15 protein-coding genes and 1 pseudogene are annotated in these 14,983 nt (G+C 32.0%); 7 read left to right on the top strand and 9 right to left on the bottom strand.

Annotated elements, in window-relative coordinates; genetic code table 11:
* Positions 1 to 23: 23 nt before the first annotated feature.
* The 3 genes from AAEO58_RS10790 to AAEO58_RS10780 form a co-directional block, all read right to left on the bottom strand.
* Positions 24 to 395: a GxxExxY protein gene (locus AAEO58_RS10790; protein ID WP_341683389.1), complete on the bottom strand. Its 372-nt coding sequence runs from the start codon at positions 393 to 395 to the stop codon at positions 24 to 26.
* 767 nt (positions 396 to 1,162) lie between these two features.
* Positions 1,163 to 1,576: a type II 3-dehydroquinate dehydratase gene (aroQ, locus tag AAEO58_RS10785; protein ID WP_341683388.1), complete on the bottom strand. Its 414-nt coding sequence runs from the start codon at positions 1,574 to 1,576 to the stop codon at positions 1,163 to 1,165.
* A gap of 75 nt (positions 1,577 to 1,651) precedes the next feature.
* Complete coding sequence (locus tag AAEO58_RS10780) at positions 1,652 to 2,206, bottom strand: porin family protein (RefSeq protein ID WP_341683387.1); 555 nt, start codon at positions 2,204 to 2,206, stop codon at positions 1,652 to 1,654.
* Between the two features lie 305 nt (positions 2,207 to 2,511).
* Here AAEO58_RS10780 and AAEO58_RS10775 point away from each other — a divergent pair, with 305 nt between their 5' ends.
* Both AAEO58_RS10775 and AAEO58_RS10770 read left to right on the top strand, forming a co-directional pair.
* Complete coding sequence (locus AAEO58_RS10775) at positions 2,512 to 3,117, top strand: outer membrane beta-barrel protein (protein WP_341683386.1); 606 nt, start codon at positions 2,512 to 2,514, stop codon at positions 3,115 to 3,117.
* A gap of 73 nt (positions 3,118 to 3,190) precedes the next feature.
* Positions 3,191 to 3,307: pseudogene (locus AAEO58_RS10770) on the top strand (site-specific integrase); the annotation flags it as partial.
* A 138-nt stretch (positions 3,308 to 3,445) separates the two neighbouring features.
* Here the strand turns inward: AAEO58_RS10770 and AAEO58_RS10765 are convergent.
* Positions 3,446 to 3,781, bottom strand: coding sequence for a DUF2752 domain-containing protein (locus tag AAEO58_RS10765; protein ID WP_026724777.1), 336 nt, complete (start codon positions 3,779 to 3,781; stop codon positions 3,446 to 3,448).
* Positions 3,782 to 3,790: 9 nt separating this feature from the next.
* Positions 3,791 to 4,147 carry a TM2 domain-containing protein gene (locus tag AAEO58_RS10760; RefSeq protein ID WP_341683385.1) on the bottom strand — a complete coding sequence of 119 codons (357 nt, stop codon included), beginning with the start codon at positions 4,145 to 4,147 and terminating at the stop codon, positions 3,791 to 3,793.
* 8 nt (positions 4,148 to 4,155) lie between these two features.
* On the opposite strand from AAEO58_RS10760, the gene AAEO58_RS10755 reads away from it, so the two are divergent.
* Positions 4,156 to 5,085: a hypothetical protein gene (locus AAEO58_RS10755; RefSeq protein WP_341683384.1), complete on the top strand. Its 930-nt coding sequence runs from the start codon at positions 4,156 to 4,158 to the stop codon at positions 5,083 to 5,085.
* Between the two features lie 14 nt (positions 5,086 to 5,099).
* Positions 5,100 to 5,999, top strand: coding sequence for a site-specific tyrosine recombinase XerD (gene xerD / locus AAEO58_RS10750; protein ID WP_341683383.1), 900 nt, complete (start codon positions 5,100 to 5,102; stop codon positions 5,997 to 5,999).
* A 347-nt stretch (positions 6,000 to 6,346) separates the two neighbouring features.
* Here the strand turns inward: xerD and rny are convergent, their stop codons facing one another.
* The 3 genes from rny to AAEO58_RS10735 all read right to left on the bottom strand — a co-directional run bounded on the left by rny (position 6,347) and on the right by AAEO58_RS10735 (position 8,709).
* On the bottom strand, positions 6,347 to 7,909 hold the full coding sequence (rny, locus tag AAEO58_RS10745; RefSeq protein WP_133610816.1) for a ribonuclease Y: 1,563 nt from the start codon (positions 7,907 to 7,909) through the stop codon (positions 6,347 to 6,349).
* Between the two features lie 208 nt (positions 7,910 to 8,117).
* Positions 8,118 to 8,411: a cell division protein ZapA gene (locus AAEO58_RS10740; protein ID WP_133610814.1), complete on the bottom strand. Its 294-nt coding sequence runs from the start codon at positions 8,409 to 8,411 to the stop codon at positions 8,118 to 8,120.
* A 7-nt stretch (positions 8,412 to 8,418) separates the two neighbouring features.
* Positions 8,419 to 8,709: a hypothetical protein gene (locus AAEO58_RS10735; RefSeq protein ID WP_133610812.1), complete on the bottom strand. Its 291-nt coding sequence runs from the start codon at positions 8,707 to 8,709 to the stop codon at positions 8,419 to 8,421.
* A gap of 192 nt (positions 8,710 to 8,901) precedes the next feature.
* On the opposite strand from AAEO58_RS10735, the gene AAEO58_RS10730 reads away from it, so the two are divergent.
* Genes AAEO58_RS10730 through AAEO58_RS10720 form a run of 3 tightly spaced genes read left to right on the top strand, consistent with a single transcriptional unit; the run spans position 8,902 to position 13,815 of the window.
* Positions 8,902 to 10,584: a M23 family metallopeptidase gene (locus tag AAEO58_RS10730; protein ID WP_341683382.1), complete on the top strand. Its 1,683-nt coding sequence runs from the start codon at positions 8,902 to 8,904 to the stop codon at positions 10,582 to 10,584.
* Between the two features lie 9 nt (positions 10,585 to 10,593).
* Positions 10,594 to 13,062 (top strand): carboxypeptidase-like regulatory domain-containing protein, encoded by a 2,469-nt coding sequence (locus AAEO58_RS10725; RefSeq protein ID WP_423972063.1) that lies wholly within the window; start codon positions 10,594 to 10,596, stop codon positions 13,060 to 13,062.
* 39 nt (positions 13,063 to 13,101) lie between these two features.
* On the top strand, positions 13,102 to 13,815 hold the full coding sequence (locus AAEO58_RS10720; RefSeq protein WP_341683380.1) for a hypothetical protein: 714 nt from the start codon (positions 13,102 to 13,104) through the stop codon (positions 13,813 to 13,815).
* Positions 13,816 to 14,069: 254 nt separating this feature from the next.
* Here AAEO58_RS10720 and AAEO58_RS10715 read toward each other — a convergent pair whose 3' ends face one another.
* The gene (locus tag AAEO58_RS10715; protein ID WP_341683379.1) at positions 14,070 to 14,771 is read right to left on the bottom strand and encodes a hypothetical protein; all 702 of its coding nucleotides are present in this window, start codon (positions 14,769 to 14,771) and stop codon (positions 14,070 to 14,072) included.
* Between the last annotated feature and the right edge of the window lie 212 nt (positions 14,772 to 14,983).

The following is a 14,983-nucleotide window of genomic DNA, read 5'->3' as shown; positions in this document are numbered from 1 at the left end:
TAGACGTTGTAAAATAACTATTGTTACATAGAAAATCTTTTGATTCCTTTAGATAATAGTTTGGTGTTGAAATTAATGAGTAATCCTGTATTGTAATTCCCTAATCGCATGTAGGTTAATATTTGAGCTTTATGAACATCGGTGAAAGTCTCAACTGTTTTTAATTCAAGAACCAATTGATTTTCTATCAATAAATCAATTTTATAGCCGTGATCTAATTTGATTTCTTTGTATTCTATTGGAAGTTTTTTCTCTCTTTCCACTTTTAAATTAGCATTTTTTAATTCATAGTATAGACATTCTTGATAAGCAGATTCTAATAGTCCTGGACCCAAATGACGATGAACTTCAATAGCCAAGCCAATTACTTGTTCTGTTAATTTATCAACTTCCATATTTTAATTTTATAAATATTCTTTAATTAAATTAAATGTAACGCTCTCTCCATCTCTCACATTCAACACAAAGCAAATAAAACCCTCTGTGAATCTCTTTTACCTCTGTGCATCTCGGTGTAAAAAGCCAAGTGCAACGTCTCTCAATCTCACATTCAACACAAAGTATATTAAACCTCAGTGAATCTCATTTAACTCAGTGCATCTCGGTGTAACAAACAAGTGCAACGCTCTCTCCATCTCTCACATTCAACACAAAGCAAATAAAACCCTCTGTGAATCTCTTTTACCTCTGTGCATCTCGGTGTAAAAAGCCAAGTGCAACGTCTCTCAATCTCACATTCAACACAAAGTATATTAAACCTCAGTGAATCTCATTTAACTCAGTGCATCTCGGTGTAACAAACAAGTGCAACGCTCTCTTTCTCACATTCAACACAAAGTATATTAAACCTCTGTGAATCTCATTTAACTCAGTGCATCTCGGTGCAACAACTAAGTGCAACGCTCTCTCAATCTCTCTTTCATCACAAAATAAAAAATAAACTCAGTGAATCTCATTTAACTCGGTGCATCTCTGTGTAACAACTAAGTGCAACGCTCTCTTTCTCACATTCAACACAAAGTATATTAAAACTCTGTGAATCTCATTTAACTCGGTGCATCTCTGTGTAAAAAAAAACAAGTGCAACGCTCTCTCAATCTCTTTTTCATCACAAAATAAAAAATAAACTCAGTGCATCTCGGTGTAACAAAAAAGTGCAACGCTACTCAAAAGCTCTCAACGCCAATTCATAACTCTGTAATCCGAAACCAATAATAATTCCTTTGGCATTTGGTGAGATATAAGATTGATGACGGAAAGATTCTCTAGAAAAAGTATTGGAAATATGAACTTCTATAACTGGAGTAGTAACGGCTTTTACTGCATCACCAATTCCTATAGAAGTATGTGTATAAGCACCAGCATTTAAAACAATACCATCGTAAGCGAAACCAGTTTCCTGAATTTTAGAAATAATCTCTCCTTCTATATTACTCTGAAAATAGTCTAATGCTATAGTTGGAAACTGAATTTGTAATTTTTCGAAATACGATTCAAAAGTTTCATTTCCATATACTTCAGGTTCTCTTTTTCCTAATAGATTAAGATTTGGACCGTTTATAATGATGATTTTCATGTGCATTGTTTTTGTAAAAATAAAAAAACCATTCCTTTTGAGAATGGTTTTAATAAAATATTGTGAATTTTAGTATTAAAACATGTAACCCACTGAAAACTGAATTACCGAGTTCTTCACATCAGCATCTTGTTTGGCTTCGGTTAAACCCGCTACATAACGCCCAGAAACAAAAAAGCCGTCGGTTATTTTATAACTTAATCCACCAGCTAAACCAAAATCAAATGAATTAGTATCGTTGGCATCTACTTCATTACGTTCACTTACTAATACTGAAGCTTGCGGTCCTAACTCTAAACTTAGTTTATTAGAAGTCAAGTAAAATTTTGCAAGTACAGGTAATGATAAGTAGCCCAACTCATTTTTTACTTGTTCTCCAAAACCTTCTAATTCGGAACCTTGAGTAGAATAAAGAAGCTCAGGTTGTATGGCAAAGTTTTCAAACACTTTTAATTCCATAACGGCACCAAGATGATAACTGGTTATGGTTTTAAAATCTACACCTGAAATATCGCCACCCGTATAGTTAGCAAAATTAACTCCTCCTTTTACTCCAAATTTTAGCATTTGAGCCTGTGAAAAACCAGTTCCTAGAACCAGTAAAATCAATGTTGCAATTGTTCTTTTCATATTATAATCTTTAGAGTAGTAACGCTTGCTAGCGCTTTTTAGTATAAATACCGATGAAATACGTATTTTAACGTTTTTTGGAATATATTAATAATCAGTTATTTGTGTTTTTTTTCAAATTTATTAGATGTGTTTTTTTTATTAAAAAAACTTTAAATTTTGATATTTTATAATTCTCAAGTGCTTGATTATGAACATTATCTATTTTGCTTGTTAATAAAATTGTTAATAACATAACAAAATATGTTATTTCGTATAAAAAAATGCTATAAATTTGCTCTATTAACTTTAAATTTAAACTAAACATGAAAAAAGTTTTATTATCTGCTGTAGCATTATTGGCTTTCGGTTTTGCTAACGCACAAGAAGAAAAATCTGCAAACGGTGGTTTTGCTAAAGGTGATGTTTTTGTATCTGGTTCTTTCGGAATTGCTTCTGACAAAGCTTATGATGCAGATTTGGATTTTGTAGAGTCTACAGGATTTTCATTTATGCCTAAAGTTGGTTTTTTCGTAACTGAGAACATTGCTGTTGGAGGTAAATTAGGTTTTGCTTCTATGAAAGCAGAAGTTGAAGGAGTGGATGTTGAAGAAACTTCAGAATTATCATTAGGAGCTTTTGGTCGTTATTATATGACTCCAGCTTCTCAGTTTTCAGTTTTTGCTGAATTAGGCTTAGATTACAACTCAACTGACTACAAATTAGCTGATTTACAAAAGAATGGTTTTGGTGCTAACTTAGGTTTAGGTTTAAGTTATTTTGTATCTTCAAACTTTGCTTTAGAGGCGGGTGTAGCTGTTTTAGGATTTAATTCTGAGAAATTTGATGTTGATGGTGCTGAAACTGAATCTTCTTTCGGTTTAGGAGCTGATTTAACAAATGTTTCTTTAGGAGTAGTTTACAAATTCTAATTTGTAAAAAATAAGTCAAAAATCCCGCTTCGGCGGGATTTTTTTATTGCTGTAATTTGCCTACATTTGAAATATGAGTACTTGGCAATCCTATATTAAAGAATATCAAAATTATCTGCGTTTAGAACGTGGACTTTCTAAGAATACCATTGAAAATTATACGTTTGATATTGAAAAATTAGTTTTGTTTTAAGAGATTGTTTAATTTATAAAAACCTAGTTTTGATTAAATAATAATACTTTTTATTTCATAATGAGTTTAAAAAATAAAGTTATGAAAAATGTATCTTCAGTAATTCTTTAAATTAGACCTATAAAAAAAGGAGCTTTAAGCTCCTTTTGCATACATTAATCTTCCAATGACTCCAGGCATCCTTTTGCCTTGTATATCGTAAATAGATTTTATCCACATAGGAAATAGCATTGGAACAACAATAAAGGATAGTTTGTTAAATTCCCAAGCTTTTTCAAATTCAAAATGAACAAAATGTAAAGTAGCTTTTGTTAAACCACAGGCATAGCATTCTATTCCAGCTAGTCTTACTGATAAACATACACTTTCTCCTTTGTCAAAAAAATCTGAAGGTAGAAACCATAAAACAAAAGGAGTTAAAATTGTTACAATGTGAATGGTATAAAAGATAAATTTACGAATATAGTGCATCAGAAAAGATTATAGAGTTTTTGCGTATGAACCGTCTTTTGGTTGTAAGTCACCTGTAATGATTCTAATTAAATCAATTAATGCCCAAACACCACACCCTCCAAGAGTAAGTAATTGAACAATACCTTGCCAAGTATAACCTAAGTAGAATCTGTGAATTCCTAATCCACCAATTAACGCAACTAAGATTAAAGCCGTTACTTGACTTTTTCCTTCTCCAGCTGCTGCAGGTGAAGTTAATTCTTCATTGTTTTCAACAACGGTTACATTGTTATTTGTTGTTCTTTGAACAGGAAATGATGCATAAGAAACTGATAACGCACCAAAAGTTAGCATTAATGCCATTAAAAATAATTTAATTTTCATAATTAAAAATGTTTAGATTTGTACAAAAATATAAAAATCAAATTAAAAAAATGAAATTTCTTACTAAATCTTCCTTAATTTTTTTATTGTTTTCATCGATTTTATTTTCTCAAAATAAGCATGAGTTTCTCGGTGCTATTAAATTGAATGGTAATGATAAAACGTTAATTACTTACAGATTAGTTTTTGAAGAAAAAAACGGAGTTATCAATGGTTATTCTGTAACTGATTTAGATGGTGTTCATGAAACTAAAAATACAATTTCAGGGACATATGATAGAAAGTCTAAGTTGTTGGTATTTCAAGAAAAAGATATTTTATATACGAAATCAAAGTTTTCTCAAAGTTCATTTTGTTTTGTTAATTTCTCTGGAAAAGTAAAATTAGTTAATAATACAAGTAAAATTGAGGGAGCTTTCAAGGGTCTATACAAAAACAAACAAAAGTGTATAGATGGTACATTAGCATTAGTTGGTAGTAATAAAATATATAACCTAGCCGAAAGGGTAAATAAGAAAATACAAAAATCAAATAAGATTGATAAAAAGGTAAAAGAGCAAAATAATCCAATAGCAATTTTAGACAGTCTAAAAATTAATAAACTTTCTAAAGATCAAAATTTAAGTGTTTTTTGGGAATCTAAATCAGTAAAAATTGAAATTTTTGATTCTGGGAGAGAGGATGGTGATATTATTAATTTGTATCATAATAACAAATTAATTCTTGAAAATTACAAAGTAAAGCACGATAAAAAGATACTATCTGTAGTTCTTGATTTATCAACTGCCAATGAATTTAAAATTCTTGCTATTAACGAAGGAAATCTATCACCTAACACAGCAAAAATTATTTTACATGATTCAAATAGAACATTTGAATTATTTACTTCTTTTAAGAAAAATGAGAGTGCATTTATCACTATCATTAAAAAAGAATAAATTAAAAATATTTGATGAGCACTTGGCAATCCTATATTAAAGAATATCAAAATTATCTGCGTTTAGAGCGTGGGCTTTCTAAGAATACCATTGAAAACTACACGTTTGATATTCAAAAATTAGTGTTGTTCTTACATCAGCACGATATTGCCGTTTCTCCTATTACTATTACTGAAGAAACTATTCAGCAATTTATTTACGAAATTTCGTCTAAAGTCAATGCTCGCAGTCAATCACGCGTCATTTCTGGATTAAAAAGTTTTTTCAACTACTTAGTTTTCGAAGATTATCGAAAAGAGACACCACTTGAATTAATTGAAGTTCCTAAAACCGGCAGAAAATTACCCGATACTTTAGCCACAGAGGAAATAGATGCGTTAATTTCGGCAATAGATTTATCTACTCCAGAAGGCGAACGCAACAGAGCTATGCTAGAAACGTTATATAGTTGTGGTTTGCGTGTTTCTGAGTTAGTGGGTTTAAAGATTTCTGATTTGTTTTTTGAAGAAGGTTTCATCAAAATCACAGGAAAAGGAAATAAGCAACGTTTTGTGCCTGTAGGGGGCTCTACAATCAAATTTATCACATCTTATTTAAATTTGATTCGAGTGCATTATCCGGTTCAAAAAGGGCATGAGGATACGCTTTTTTTAAATAGGAGAGGAAGGCAATTAACTCGAGCGATGGTTTTTACGATTATAAAAGATTTAGCAGTAAAAATCAACTTAAATAAAACCATCAGTCCGCACACATTCCGACATTCTTTTGCGACCCATTTATTGGAAAATGGAGCCGATTTACGCTCCATACAATTAATGCTCGGTCACGAATCGATTACAACTACCGAAGTGTATATGCATTTGGATAGAAAATTCCTTTCGGAAGTGTTGAATAATTATCACCCGAGGAAGTAGGGTTTGTTTTTACACAGAGCTACACAGAGTTTTTTTGAAATACTTTGAGTCGAATAAGAGCTACACAGAGATGTTTTACTTTTTTTGAGTATTGCTCGCAAAGACGCGAAGTCGCTAAGTTTTCTTCAACGTTTGTCATGCTGAAAGCATCTCTTTTATGAACTTCAAATTGGAATTTAGTTCAAGCATTAAACTTACATGACTTATATGTTTAAAACAAACAACAATAATAACTCACTAAAGAGATTCCTAACGGAATGACAAAATTGAGCATAAAAAAATCGTATTAAAATGAATTAATACGATTTTTTACTTTTGCCTAATGCCTAATGCCTAATGCCTAATGCCTATTTTGCTATATTCACTGCTCTAGTTTCACGAATAACTGTGATTTTCACTTGACCAGGATATGTCATTTCAGTTTGAATTTTTTGAGAAATATCAAATGATAAGTTTACTGCAGCATCATCAGATACTTTTTCGCTTTCTACAATAACACGTAGTTCTCTACCTGCCTGAATTGCATATGCGTTTTTCACTCCATTGAATCCGAAAGCGATATCTTCTAAATCTTTTAAACGTTGGATATAAGAATCTAATACTTGTCTTCTTGCTCCAGGACGTGCCCCAGAAATAGCATCACAAACTTGGATAATTGGAGAAATCAATGATTTCATTTCAATTTCGTCGTGGTGAGCTCCAATCGCATTACAAACTTCTTCTTTTTCACCGTATTTCTCAGCCCATTGCATACCTAAGATTGCGTGAGGTAATTCACTTTCAGTATCAGGTACTTTTCCAATATCGTGTAATAAACCAGCTCTTTTAGCTAATTTAACGTTTAATCCTAATTCAGCCGCCATGATACCACATAACTTAGCTACTTCTCTTGAGTGTTGTAACAAGTTTTGTCCGTATGATGAACGGTATTTCATTCTACCTACTACTTTAATTAATTCAGGGTGTAATCCATGGATTCCTAAATCAATTACCGTACGTTTTCCAGTTTCGATGATTTCTTCGTCGATTTGTTTAGCCGTTTTTGCAACAACTTCTTCAATACGAGCTGGGTGAATACGTCCGTCAGTTACTAATTTGTGTAATGCCAAACGAGCGATTTCTCTTCTTACAGGATCAAAACAAGATAAGATAATTGCTTCTGGTGTGTCATCAACAATGATTTCAACTCCAGTTGCTGCTTCTAATGCTCTAATGTTACGACCTTCACGACCAATGATTCTACCTTTAACATCATCAGATTCAATGTTAAATACCGATACACAGTTTTCTACTGCTTCTTCAGTACCTACACGTTGAATCGTGCTAATGATGATTTTCTTAGCTTCTTGATGTGCTGTCATTTTTGCTTCTTCAACCGTATCTTGAATGAACGACATAGCGTTTGTTTTGGCTTCTGCTTTCAAGCTTTCTACCAATTGTTCTTTAGCTTCTTCAGCCGATAAACCAGAAATTACTTCTAATTGTTCTACTTGACTTTTGTGAAGTTTGTCTATTTCTTGTTGTTTTTTGTCTAAAAGCTCAATTTTACTAGAATATTCAGCAATTTTAGCTTCGGCTTCGTCATTTACTTTTTTCGCTTTAGCTAATTCATTAGAAATTTGAGATTCTTTGTCTCTTGTTCTTTTTTCAGCCTCTGCAGTTTTTTTATCTCTAGCTAAAATTACTTGTTCATGTTCAGCTTTAAGTTCTAAAAACTTCTCTTTAGCTTGTAGGATTTTCTCTTTTTTAGTAGCTTCAGCTTCAGCTTTAGCATCTTTTAAAATTGAACCTGCTTCTTTTTTTGCGTTTTTAATAAGGTTTGAAACATTGCTTTTCTCTAAAAATTTAGCGATTCCAAAACCTCCTGCAAGACCAACAACAATTCCAATTATTATACTTAGTATGTCCATATGTGTGTTAAAAAATTATATAAAAAAAGCCTACATTAGGTGTTTGTATAAACTCTGTTATACAAGATTTGAGCTAACCTGCAGTTCAAACTTCCCACTTAAGGGCCTGTTATAGTTGCAAAGATTCACTCGTTTAATTTGTTAGTGTTGAGTTTATCAAATATATACTAATGTAGGCAGTATCTTTGTTTGTTATGTAAGAACGTATTTATTTTGAGAGTAACTCGCTCAATTTTTTATCCAAATTTTGCAATCTGGTTATGTTGGTTTCATTGTCTTGAGATTTACTAATTTGTTTTTGCTCTACTTGTGCCGCAAATTGCAAAGCACACATGGCTAAAACATCTTGTTTGTCTCTTACCGCATAGCTTTGTTCAAACTGTTTAATCATAGCGTCTATTTTTTTTGAAGCACTTCTTAGTCCTTCTTCTTGTGATGGTTCCACAGTTAAGGGATACACACGATCTGCTATTGATATTTTAATTTTCAGTTTTTCACTCATGAGCTTTCTAATCTGAAAGTTGGGCTATACAATAATCGATTTCTCTGATTAATGAATTTATTTTGAGTTTCGTTTCTCGTTTATTTTCTTCACTGCCTAGTAATGAGTTTACCATTTTTAGAGTATCTAATTGGTTCTTCAGGGTTTCAATTTCACCTGATTGCTTTTGTTGATTTTTTTTAGAAAGCAACAATTCGTCTTGCAACTCTTGGTTTTTCATTTCAAGCTGCGCCACTTTCTGGTTGAGCTTAAAAAATTTAACTTCGAGAGAATCAATTAATTCAGATAATCCATTCATTAATGATAGAATTCATTTCAATATTTCACAAAGTTAGCATTAGTATTCAAAAATAACAATACTTTTTACTAAATTTTGTGAATTAATTTTTATTATTTGTAACTATTTGATTATTAAATAATTATTATAGGTATGGTTTTTGTTTACTTTATATGAAATTATTTTAGTATTTTAGCACTAAACACAAGCACTATGAGATTTGTATTAGCCATTTTATTCGCCCCACTCTTTATTTTTAGTCAGGATTATCCTCAAGATTATTTCCAATCACCTTTAGATGTACCACTTGATGTTTCGGGTTCTTTTGGAGAATTACGAAGTAATCACTTTCATTCCGGTTTGGATTTTAAAACCAAAGGTGTTGAAGGTTTACCAGTTTATGCTGCAGGTGATGGTTATATTTCAAGAATTAAAATCTCAACATTTGGTTACGGAAAAGCTATTTATGTTACGCATCCAAATGGCTATACATCAGTTTACGGACATTTGCAAAAAGCCAATGGTGCTATCGAATCTTTGATTAAAGCAAGACAATACAAAGAACAATCTTATGAAGTAGAAATGTATTTGTACCCAACAGAATTACCTGTAAAAAAAGGAGATGTAATAGCTTTTTCTGGAAATACTGGAGGTAGTGGCGGTCCTCATTTGCATTTTGAATTTAGAAACACCAAATCGGAAGAGATTTTAAATCCGATGCATTTTGGTTTCAAGAAAATCATTAAAGATGAAAGAAAACCTGTTATTCAAGGTGTTGTGGCTTATCCTTTAGATTCAACCACGGTTAATAATTCTCAAAAACCCATTAATATTTCATTTTCTAAACAAGCCGATGGAAGTTATTTAGGAGTGAAAGTTAAGGCTAACGGAAAAGTTGCTTTTGGAATTAACGCCTTCGATTTTTGTACCAATGCTTACAATAAAAACGGATTATACAAAGTAAAAGCGTATTTAAACGGAGTTTTGCAGTACCAATATGGTTTTGATGGTTTTGCATTTGATGAATCACGATACATTAATAATTTTATCGATTACGAACGTTTTCATTTGATGGGACAACGCGTTCAAAAATTATTTCAAATATCTGATTATCCGCTTTCTATCGTAGCTGGAAATAAAAAAGATGGAATTATAAAAGTACAACCTGGAACAAATTATACGTATCGAGTGGAGTTGTTCGACTTTCATGGCAATAAAGTTGAATTAGTAATTCCAATAGAGTTTGCTTATCAAGAGGCTAAAATTGAAAAAACTTTCCAAAAAACACCTTACTTCGTAAAAGCTAAAAATGAAGCTATTTTTGAGAAAAATAATGTTTCGGTACAAATTCCAGAAAATGCATTTTATTCTAATTTCTATTTGAATTTTGATGTTAGTAACGATATTCTAACGTTACATGATGATAGTGTTCCGGTTCACAAAAACATCACTATTACTTTTAATGATGTGCAAGGATTAACCGAAGAGCAATTGGCAAAAACCTACATTGCTACTTTAGATGGTTATAAATTAGATTACAATAAAACGTATCGAAAAGGGAATACATTTTCAATAAAAACCAAAACATTAGGAAAATATAAACTGGCTCAAGATGTAACACCGCCAAGAATTTACAACGTAAATTTTGTAGAAGGGAAAACTTTGTCAACACAAAAAACAATAAGTGTTTCGGTTACCGATTTACAATCTGACATTAATACTTACAATGGTTATTTGAACGGAAAATGGATTTTATTAGAATACGATTATAAAACAAAAAAGTTGGTGCACAATTTAGATGATAAAATTTGCGTTGAAGGTAGAAACGATTTAAAGATTGTTGTTACCGATAATTTACAAAATTCTACTACCTTTGAATCTTACTTTTTTAGATAATTAAAATCCATTCTTTTGAAAAATATAATTTTAGTATTCATTATTGGTTTGTTTTCATTGACTGTTTCGGCTCAAAAAGCCAGAGTTAAAGGTGTTATTTTAGACGAATTCAATAATCCTGTTGAAAATGTAACGGTAAAAGTAGGAGACAAGGGAACTGTTTCTAATGAAAATGGTTTTTACCTTTTGGAATTGGAAGCCAACACAAAAGTAACCATAACTTTTTCTCACGTTTCATTGAAAAAAATCACTTTAGAATTGAATCTGAAACCAAATGAAGATTTTGAGCTAAATCCAGTTATGAATTCAAAAGTAGAGGAGTTTGGAGAAGTTTTCGTAACAGGAAATAGTAAAAAACGTATCGAAGGTGTTACTACAATTGATCCCGTAATCATTAGGAAAATTCCGGGTGCTAATGCCGGAATCGAAAATATTATCAAAACGCTTCCAGGTGTTTATTCTAATAATGAATTGAGTACTTCTTATGCAGTTCGAGGTGGAAATTACGATGAAAACTTAGTTTATGTAAACGAAATTGAAGTTTATCGTCCGTTTTTAATTCGTTCTGGTCAACAAGAAGGTTTGAGTTTTACGAATACCGATATGGTTCAAAATGTGGATTTCTCCGCAGGAGGATTTCAATCGAAACATGGCGATAAATTGTCTTCAGTTTTAGATATCACGTACCGAAACCCAAAACAATTTGCAGCAAGTTTAGAAGCTAGTTTGTTAGGCGGAAGTTTAACGGCAGAAGGAATTTCTAAAAATCAAAAATGGACTAATATCACTGGTGTTCGATACAGAGATAACAGCCTTTTAGTAAACAGTCAGGAGACAGAAACTAATTTTAGACCCACATTTTTTGACGTTCAAACTTTGTTGAATTTCAATGCTTCTACCAAATGGAATTTTAGTTTTTTAGGAAACATTTCCCAAAATAGATACAATTACGAACCTTTAACGCGTCAAACCAATTTTGGAACTATCGATGAACCAATTGCACTTTTGGTTTTTTATGAAGGACAAGAAAAAGATAAATATCTAACGTTTTTTGGTGCCGGAAAAGCCGTTTATCAATACAACGAAAAAAATAAATTGAAGTTTATCCTTTCTGGATATCACACACAAGAACAAGAATATTATGATATTTTGGCTCAATATCGTTTGGGCGAAGTAGATGCTAATATTGGTTCAGAAACTTTTGGAGATGTAGTTTTTACGCGCGGAATTGGTTCTCAGTTAAATCACGCTCGTAACGATTTAGATGCTTTAATTGTAAATGCCGAAGTAAAAGGTTTTCACGAATTAAATGAAAAATCACAATTTGAATGGGGTGCAAAATTTACGCTTGAAGATATTCGCGATAGAATTGTAGAATGGGAAGTTGTAGATTCGGCTGGGTTTTCATTACCTAACCCACTTTTAGATTATCAAAACGACCAACCTTACAATCCGTATGTTGGTCCATTAGCACCTTATCAAAATGTAAGAGCTACAAATTTCACCAGAATCAATAGATTGTCAGGTTATGCACAGTGGAATTATAGAGGAAATATAGGCGAACACGACTATTGGGTAAATGCTGGAATTCGTGCACATCAATGGCAAGTTGATGCTGATGGACGACCAAAAGGTGATAGCCAAATTACGTTTTCACCAAGAGCTCAGTTTGCATTTAAGCCCAATTGGGATAAAGATATGTTGTTCCGATTATCAGGAGGACTGTATCATCAACCGCCGTTTTATAGAGAATTACGAGATTATGATGGTGTAGTGCAAACTAATGTAAAAGCACAGCAATCGGTTCATGTAGTTTTGAGCAATGATTATAGTTTTAAAATGTGGAAACGACCGTTTAAATTGGTTTCTGAAGCGTATTATAAAAATATTACCGATGTAAATACGTATACAATTGATAACGTTCGTATTCGTTACAGAGCCAACAACGATGCCGAAGCTTATGCTTATGGGTTTGATGCTCGTTTAAACGGAGAATTTGTACCAGGAACAGAATCGTGGTTTACTTTTGGCTATTTAAAAACCGAAGAAAATCAAGATGGAAAAGGTTTTATTGCTCGTCCAACCGATCAACGATTAAAATTTGGCGTTTTGTTTCAAGATTATATGCCAAATATTCCAAATTTGAGATTGTATCTGAATTTAGTTTACAACACAGGATTGCCTGGTGGTTCGCCTGCTTATGCTGACCCATACGCTTATCAATTACGTTTGAATGATTACCGCAGAGCCGATGTTGGATTCTCTTTTGTGTTTAAAGATGAAAAAATCAAATCAAGTAAAGTTTGGTTAAAACCGTTTAATGAATTTTCATTAGGATTAGAAATTTTCAATTTATTCAACAATCAAAATGCCATTACGAATACTTGGGTGCGCGATGTGTATACGAAATCGCAATACGGAATTCCAAATTACATGACTACTCGAGTTTTTAATATTAAATTGGTTGCAAGGCTGTAATCAATGTTTTTTAGTATATTTGACTATAAATACTTTTCCATGAAACGCATTATCACATCAATAGTTTTGTTAACTACACTTATCAGTTGCAAGCAAGAAAAGGAAACACCAAAAGTAATTTACGAAGATGGAAAATCTAAGGTAGAAAATACCGCAAGAGATACTACGTCTTTTAAAGTTGCCGATTTGCCTATTTTGATGGAAGGAACGAAATATTTGATTCATCCAGTGGGCGATATTCGTGTGTATGATACTGATAGTAGAGCATACGGAAGTAGTAAAACCAACCAAGTGAGTTATGCAATTTCAAATTATAACCGATTTGAAATTACAGGATATTTTGATAATTTGAATTTTCAACATATTGATTCTACGAATGTAAAACCTTTAACCGATAAAAAAATTCAAATTCAAACTGCTACTTTTTTAGACGGAATTGCTTCAAAAACCAAGAAGCAAATTATTGCTTACACATTGGTTGATGCGGATACCAATAAAGACGGAAAAATCAATCAAAACGACATCAAATCACTGTATTTGAGTACGGCAAGTGGCGAAAATCTCACGAAACTTTCAGAAGAATTTCAAGAATTAATCGATTGGAACATTATTGAAGCACAAAACCGTTTATACTTTAGATGTATCGAAGATATCAACAAAAACGGTGCATTTGACAAAAATGATAAAGTACATTATCACTATGTAAACTTGTTAGCAAACGAGTGGAAAGTAGAAATGTATACTCCGAATTAGTATATATCATCCCTACGGGATTTTAGTTACTATTGATTATCTTTTGTTACCAGTATTTCATGCCTACCGGCATTTATTCAAATTGCAGTAACTTTTTAGCATAGACTGTTAGTTCCGTAGGAACGATATTTTGGTAACAATAAGTGATAGGTGAGAAGAAGTCCCGTAGGGACGACATTAAAACATAAGAAATTAAACAATAAAATCAGTTTTAATCCGCGTTGCAAAGCATCCGTTTCATCCGCGTTCAATCTCTAAATCAAAATATCACTTTCTAAATCCGATTTTTCAATTTCGAAATCAAATCCTAGTTTAGAAACCAATTCAATTACCAAATTTTTATACCAGTTTTCGCTTTTTGGGTGAATGTAGATTTTTTCAATCAATTGGTTTAGGTTTACATCTACTTTTAATCCGTTGTCGATTTTCATTCCGTTATTGGTAACGTCGGATATAATGCGAATTTCTCTTTCGTACTGAAAACTTTTTCGTTTAAACAAGAACGGGAAAAACGTATCATCAAAAGGAATAAATTCTTTTTTGTAATCGATATAATTTACGGCTCCAATGTATTGCTCCGTTTTTTTCTCAGGAAGTAAAGCTTCTTTAAGTCTGCCAATAGTAGTTTGAATGGCTAAACCTTCGGTATTTTGAGTAAAAATCTGCCACATCGCAAACGATTCGTATTCGTTAATGTGCCAACTACTAATAACTACTTTTTCACGATGCGATTTATAATTGTCTAAAAACTTTGGGTTATTTGCTGCAATTTTCTTGATTTCCTCAAAAGTAGGTTCCGAAAATGTGCCTTCATATTGATCTTCAAACTTATCAGAACGCGACATAAATAACTGACGCGACAACAACATGTCTAAAAATTTAGACAAGTCCAAATATTTCCAAACAATGGTATCATTGTCATCGGGTAACGTAATATTTGAGCTGTTTATGTACATTATTATTCAAGTTCAAAATTCAAGTTCAAGTTCAAGTTCAAGTTCAAAATTCAATAATGAAAGAGATTCCTGTCGGAATGGCAAGTTTGTGTAAGACTTAAATGAACTTAATTCATAAAGATACTCAACTTTAAAAACTTATATGACTTATATGTTTAAAATTTAAAAATCTGTTTAAATCAGCAATTAGTTTTATTCACATTTCTAAACTC

Origin of the sequence: Flavobacterium helocola (assembly GCF_038289885.1) — a bacterium.
GTDB lineage: Bacteria > Bacteroidota > Bacteroidia > Flavobacteriales > Flavobacteriaceae > Flavobacterium > Flavobacterium cheniae.
The sequence above is the reverse complement of the archived record's forward strand: the minus strand, read 5'-3'. Positions and strand labels throughout refer to the sequence as shown.

Bases quoted from the DNA above. Each gene is read 5' to 3' on its own strand.
- AAEO58_RS10715 (WP_341683379.1), bottom strand. From the start codon at position 14,771: ATGTACATAAACAGCTCAAATATTACGTTACCCGATGACAATGATACC.
- AAEO58_RS10755 (WP_341683384.1), top strand. From the start codon at position 4,156: ATGTTTAGATTTGTACAAAAATATAAAAATCAAATTAAAAAAATGAAA.
- AAEO58_RS10765 (WP_026724777.1), bottom strand. From the start codon at position 3,781: ATGCACTATATTCGTAAATTTATCTTTTATACCATTCACATTGTAACA.
- AAEO58_RS10790 (WP_341683389.1), bottom strand. From the start codon at position 395: ATGGAAGTTGATAAATTAACAGAACAAGTAATTGGCTTGGCTATTGAA.
- xerD (WP_341683383.1), top strand. From the start codon at position 5,100: ATGAGCACTTGGCAATCCTATATTAAAGAATATCAAAATTATCTGCGT.
- AAEO58_RS10740 (WP_133610814.1), bottom strand. From the start codon at position 8,411: ATGAGTGAAAAACTGAAAATTAAAATATCAATAGCAGATCGTGTGTAT.
- AAEO58_RS10780 (WP_341683387.1), bottom strand. From the start codon at position 2,206: ATGAAAAGAACAATTGCAACATTGATTTTACTGGTTCTAGGAACTGGT.
- AAEO58_RS10735 (WP_133610812.1), bottom strand. From the start codon at position 8,709: ATGAATGGATTATCTGAATTAATTGATTCTCTCGAAGTTAAATTTTTT.
- aroQ (WP_341683388.1), bottom strand. From the start codon at position 1,576: ATGAAAATCATCATTATAAACGGTCCAAATCTTAATCTATTAGGAAAA.
- rny (WP_133610816.1), bottom strand. From the start codon at position 7,909: ATGGACATACTAAGTATAATAATTGGAATTGTTGTTGGTCTTGCAGGA.
- AAEO58_RS10760 (WP_341683385.1), bottom strand. From the start codon at position 4,147: ATGAAAATTAAATTATTTTTAATGGCATTAATGCTAACTTTTGGTGCG.
- AAEO58_RS10730 (WP_341683382.1), top strand. From the start codon at position 8,902: ATGAGATTTGTATTAGCCATTTTATTCGCCCCACTCTTTATTTTTAGT.
- AAEO58_RS10720 (WP_341683380.1), top strand. From the start codon at position 13,102: ATGAAACGCATTATCACATCAATAGTTTTGTTAACTACACTTATCAGT.
- AAEO58_RS10775 (WP_341683386.1), top strand. From the start codon at position 2,512: ATGAAAAAAGTTTTATTATCTGCTGTAGCATTATTGGCTTTCGGTTTT.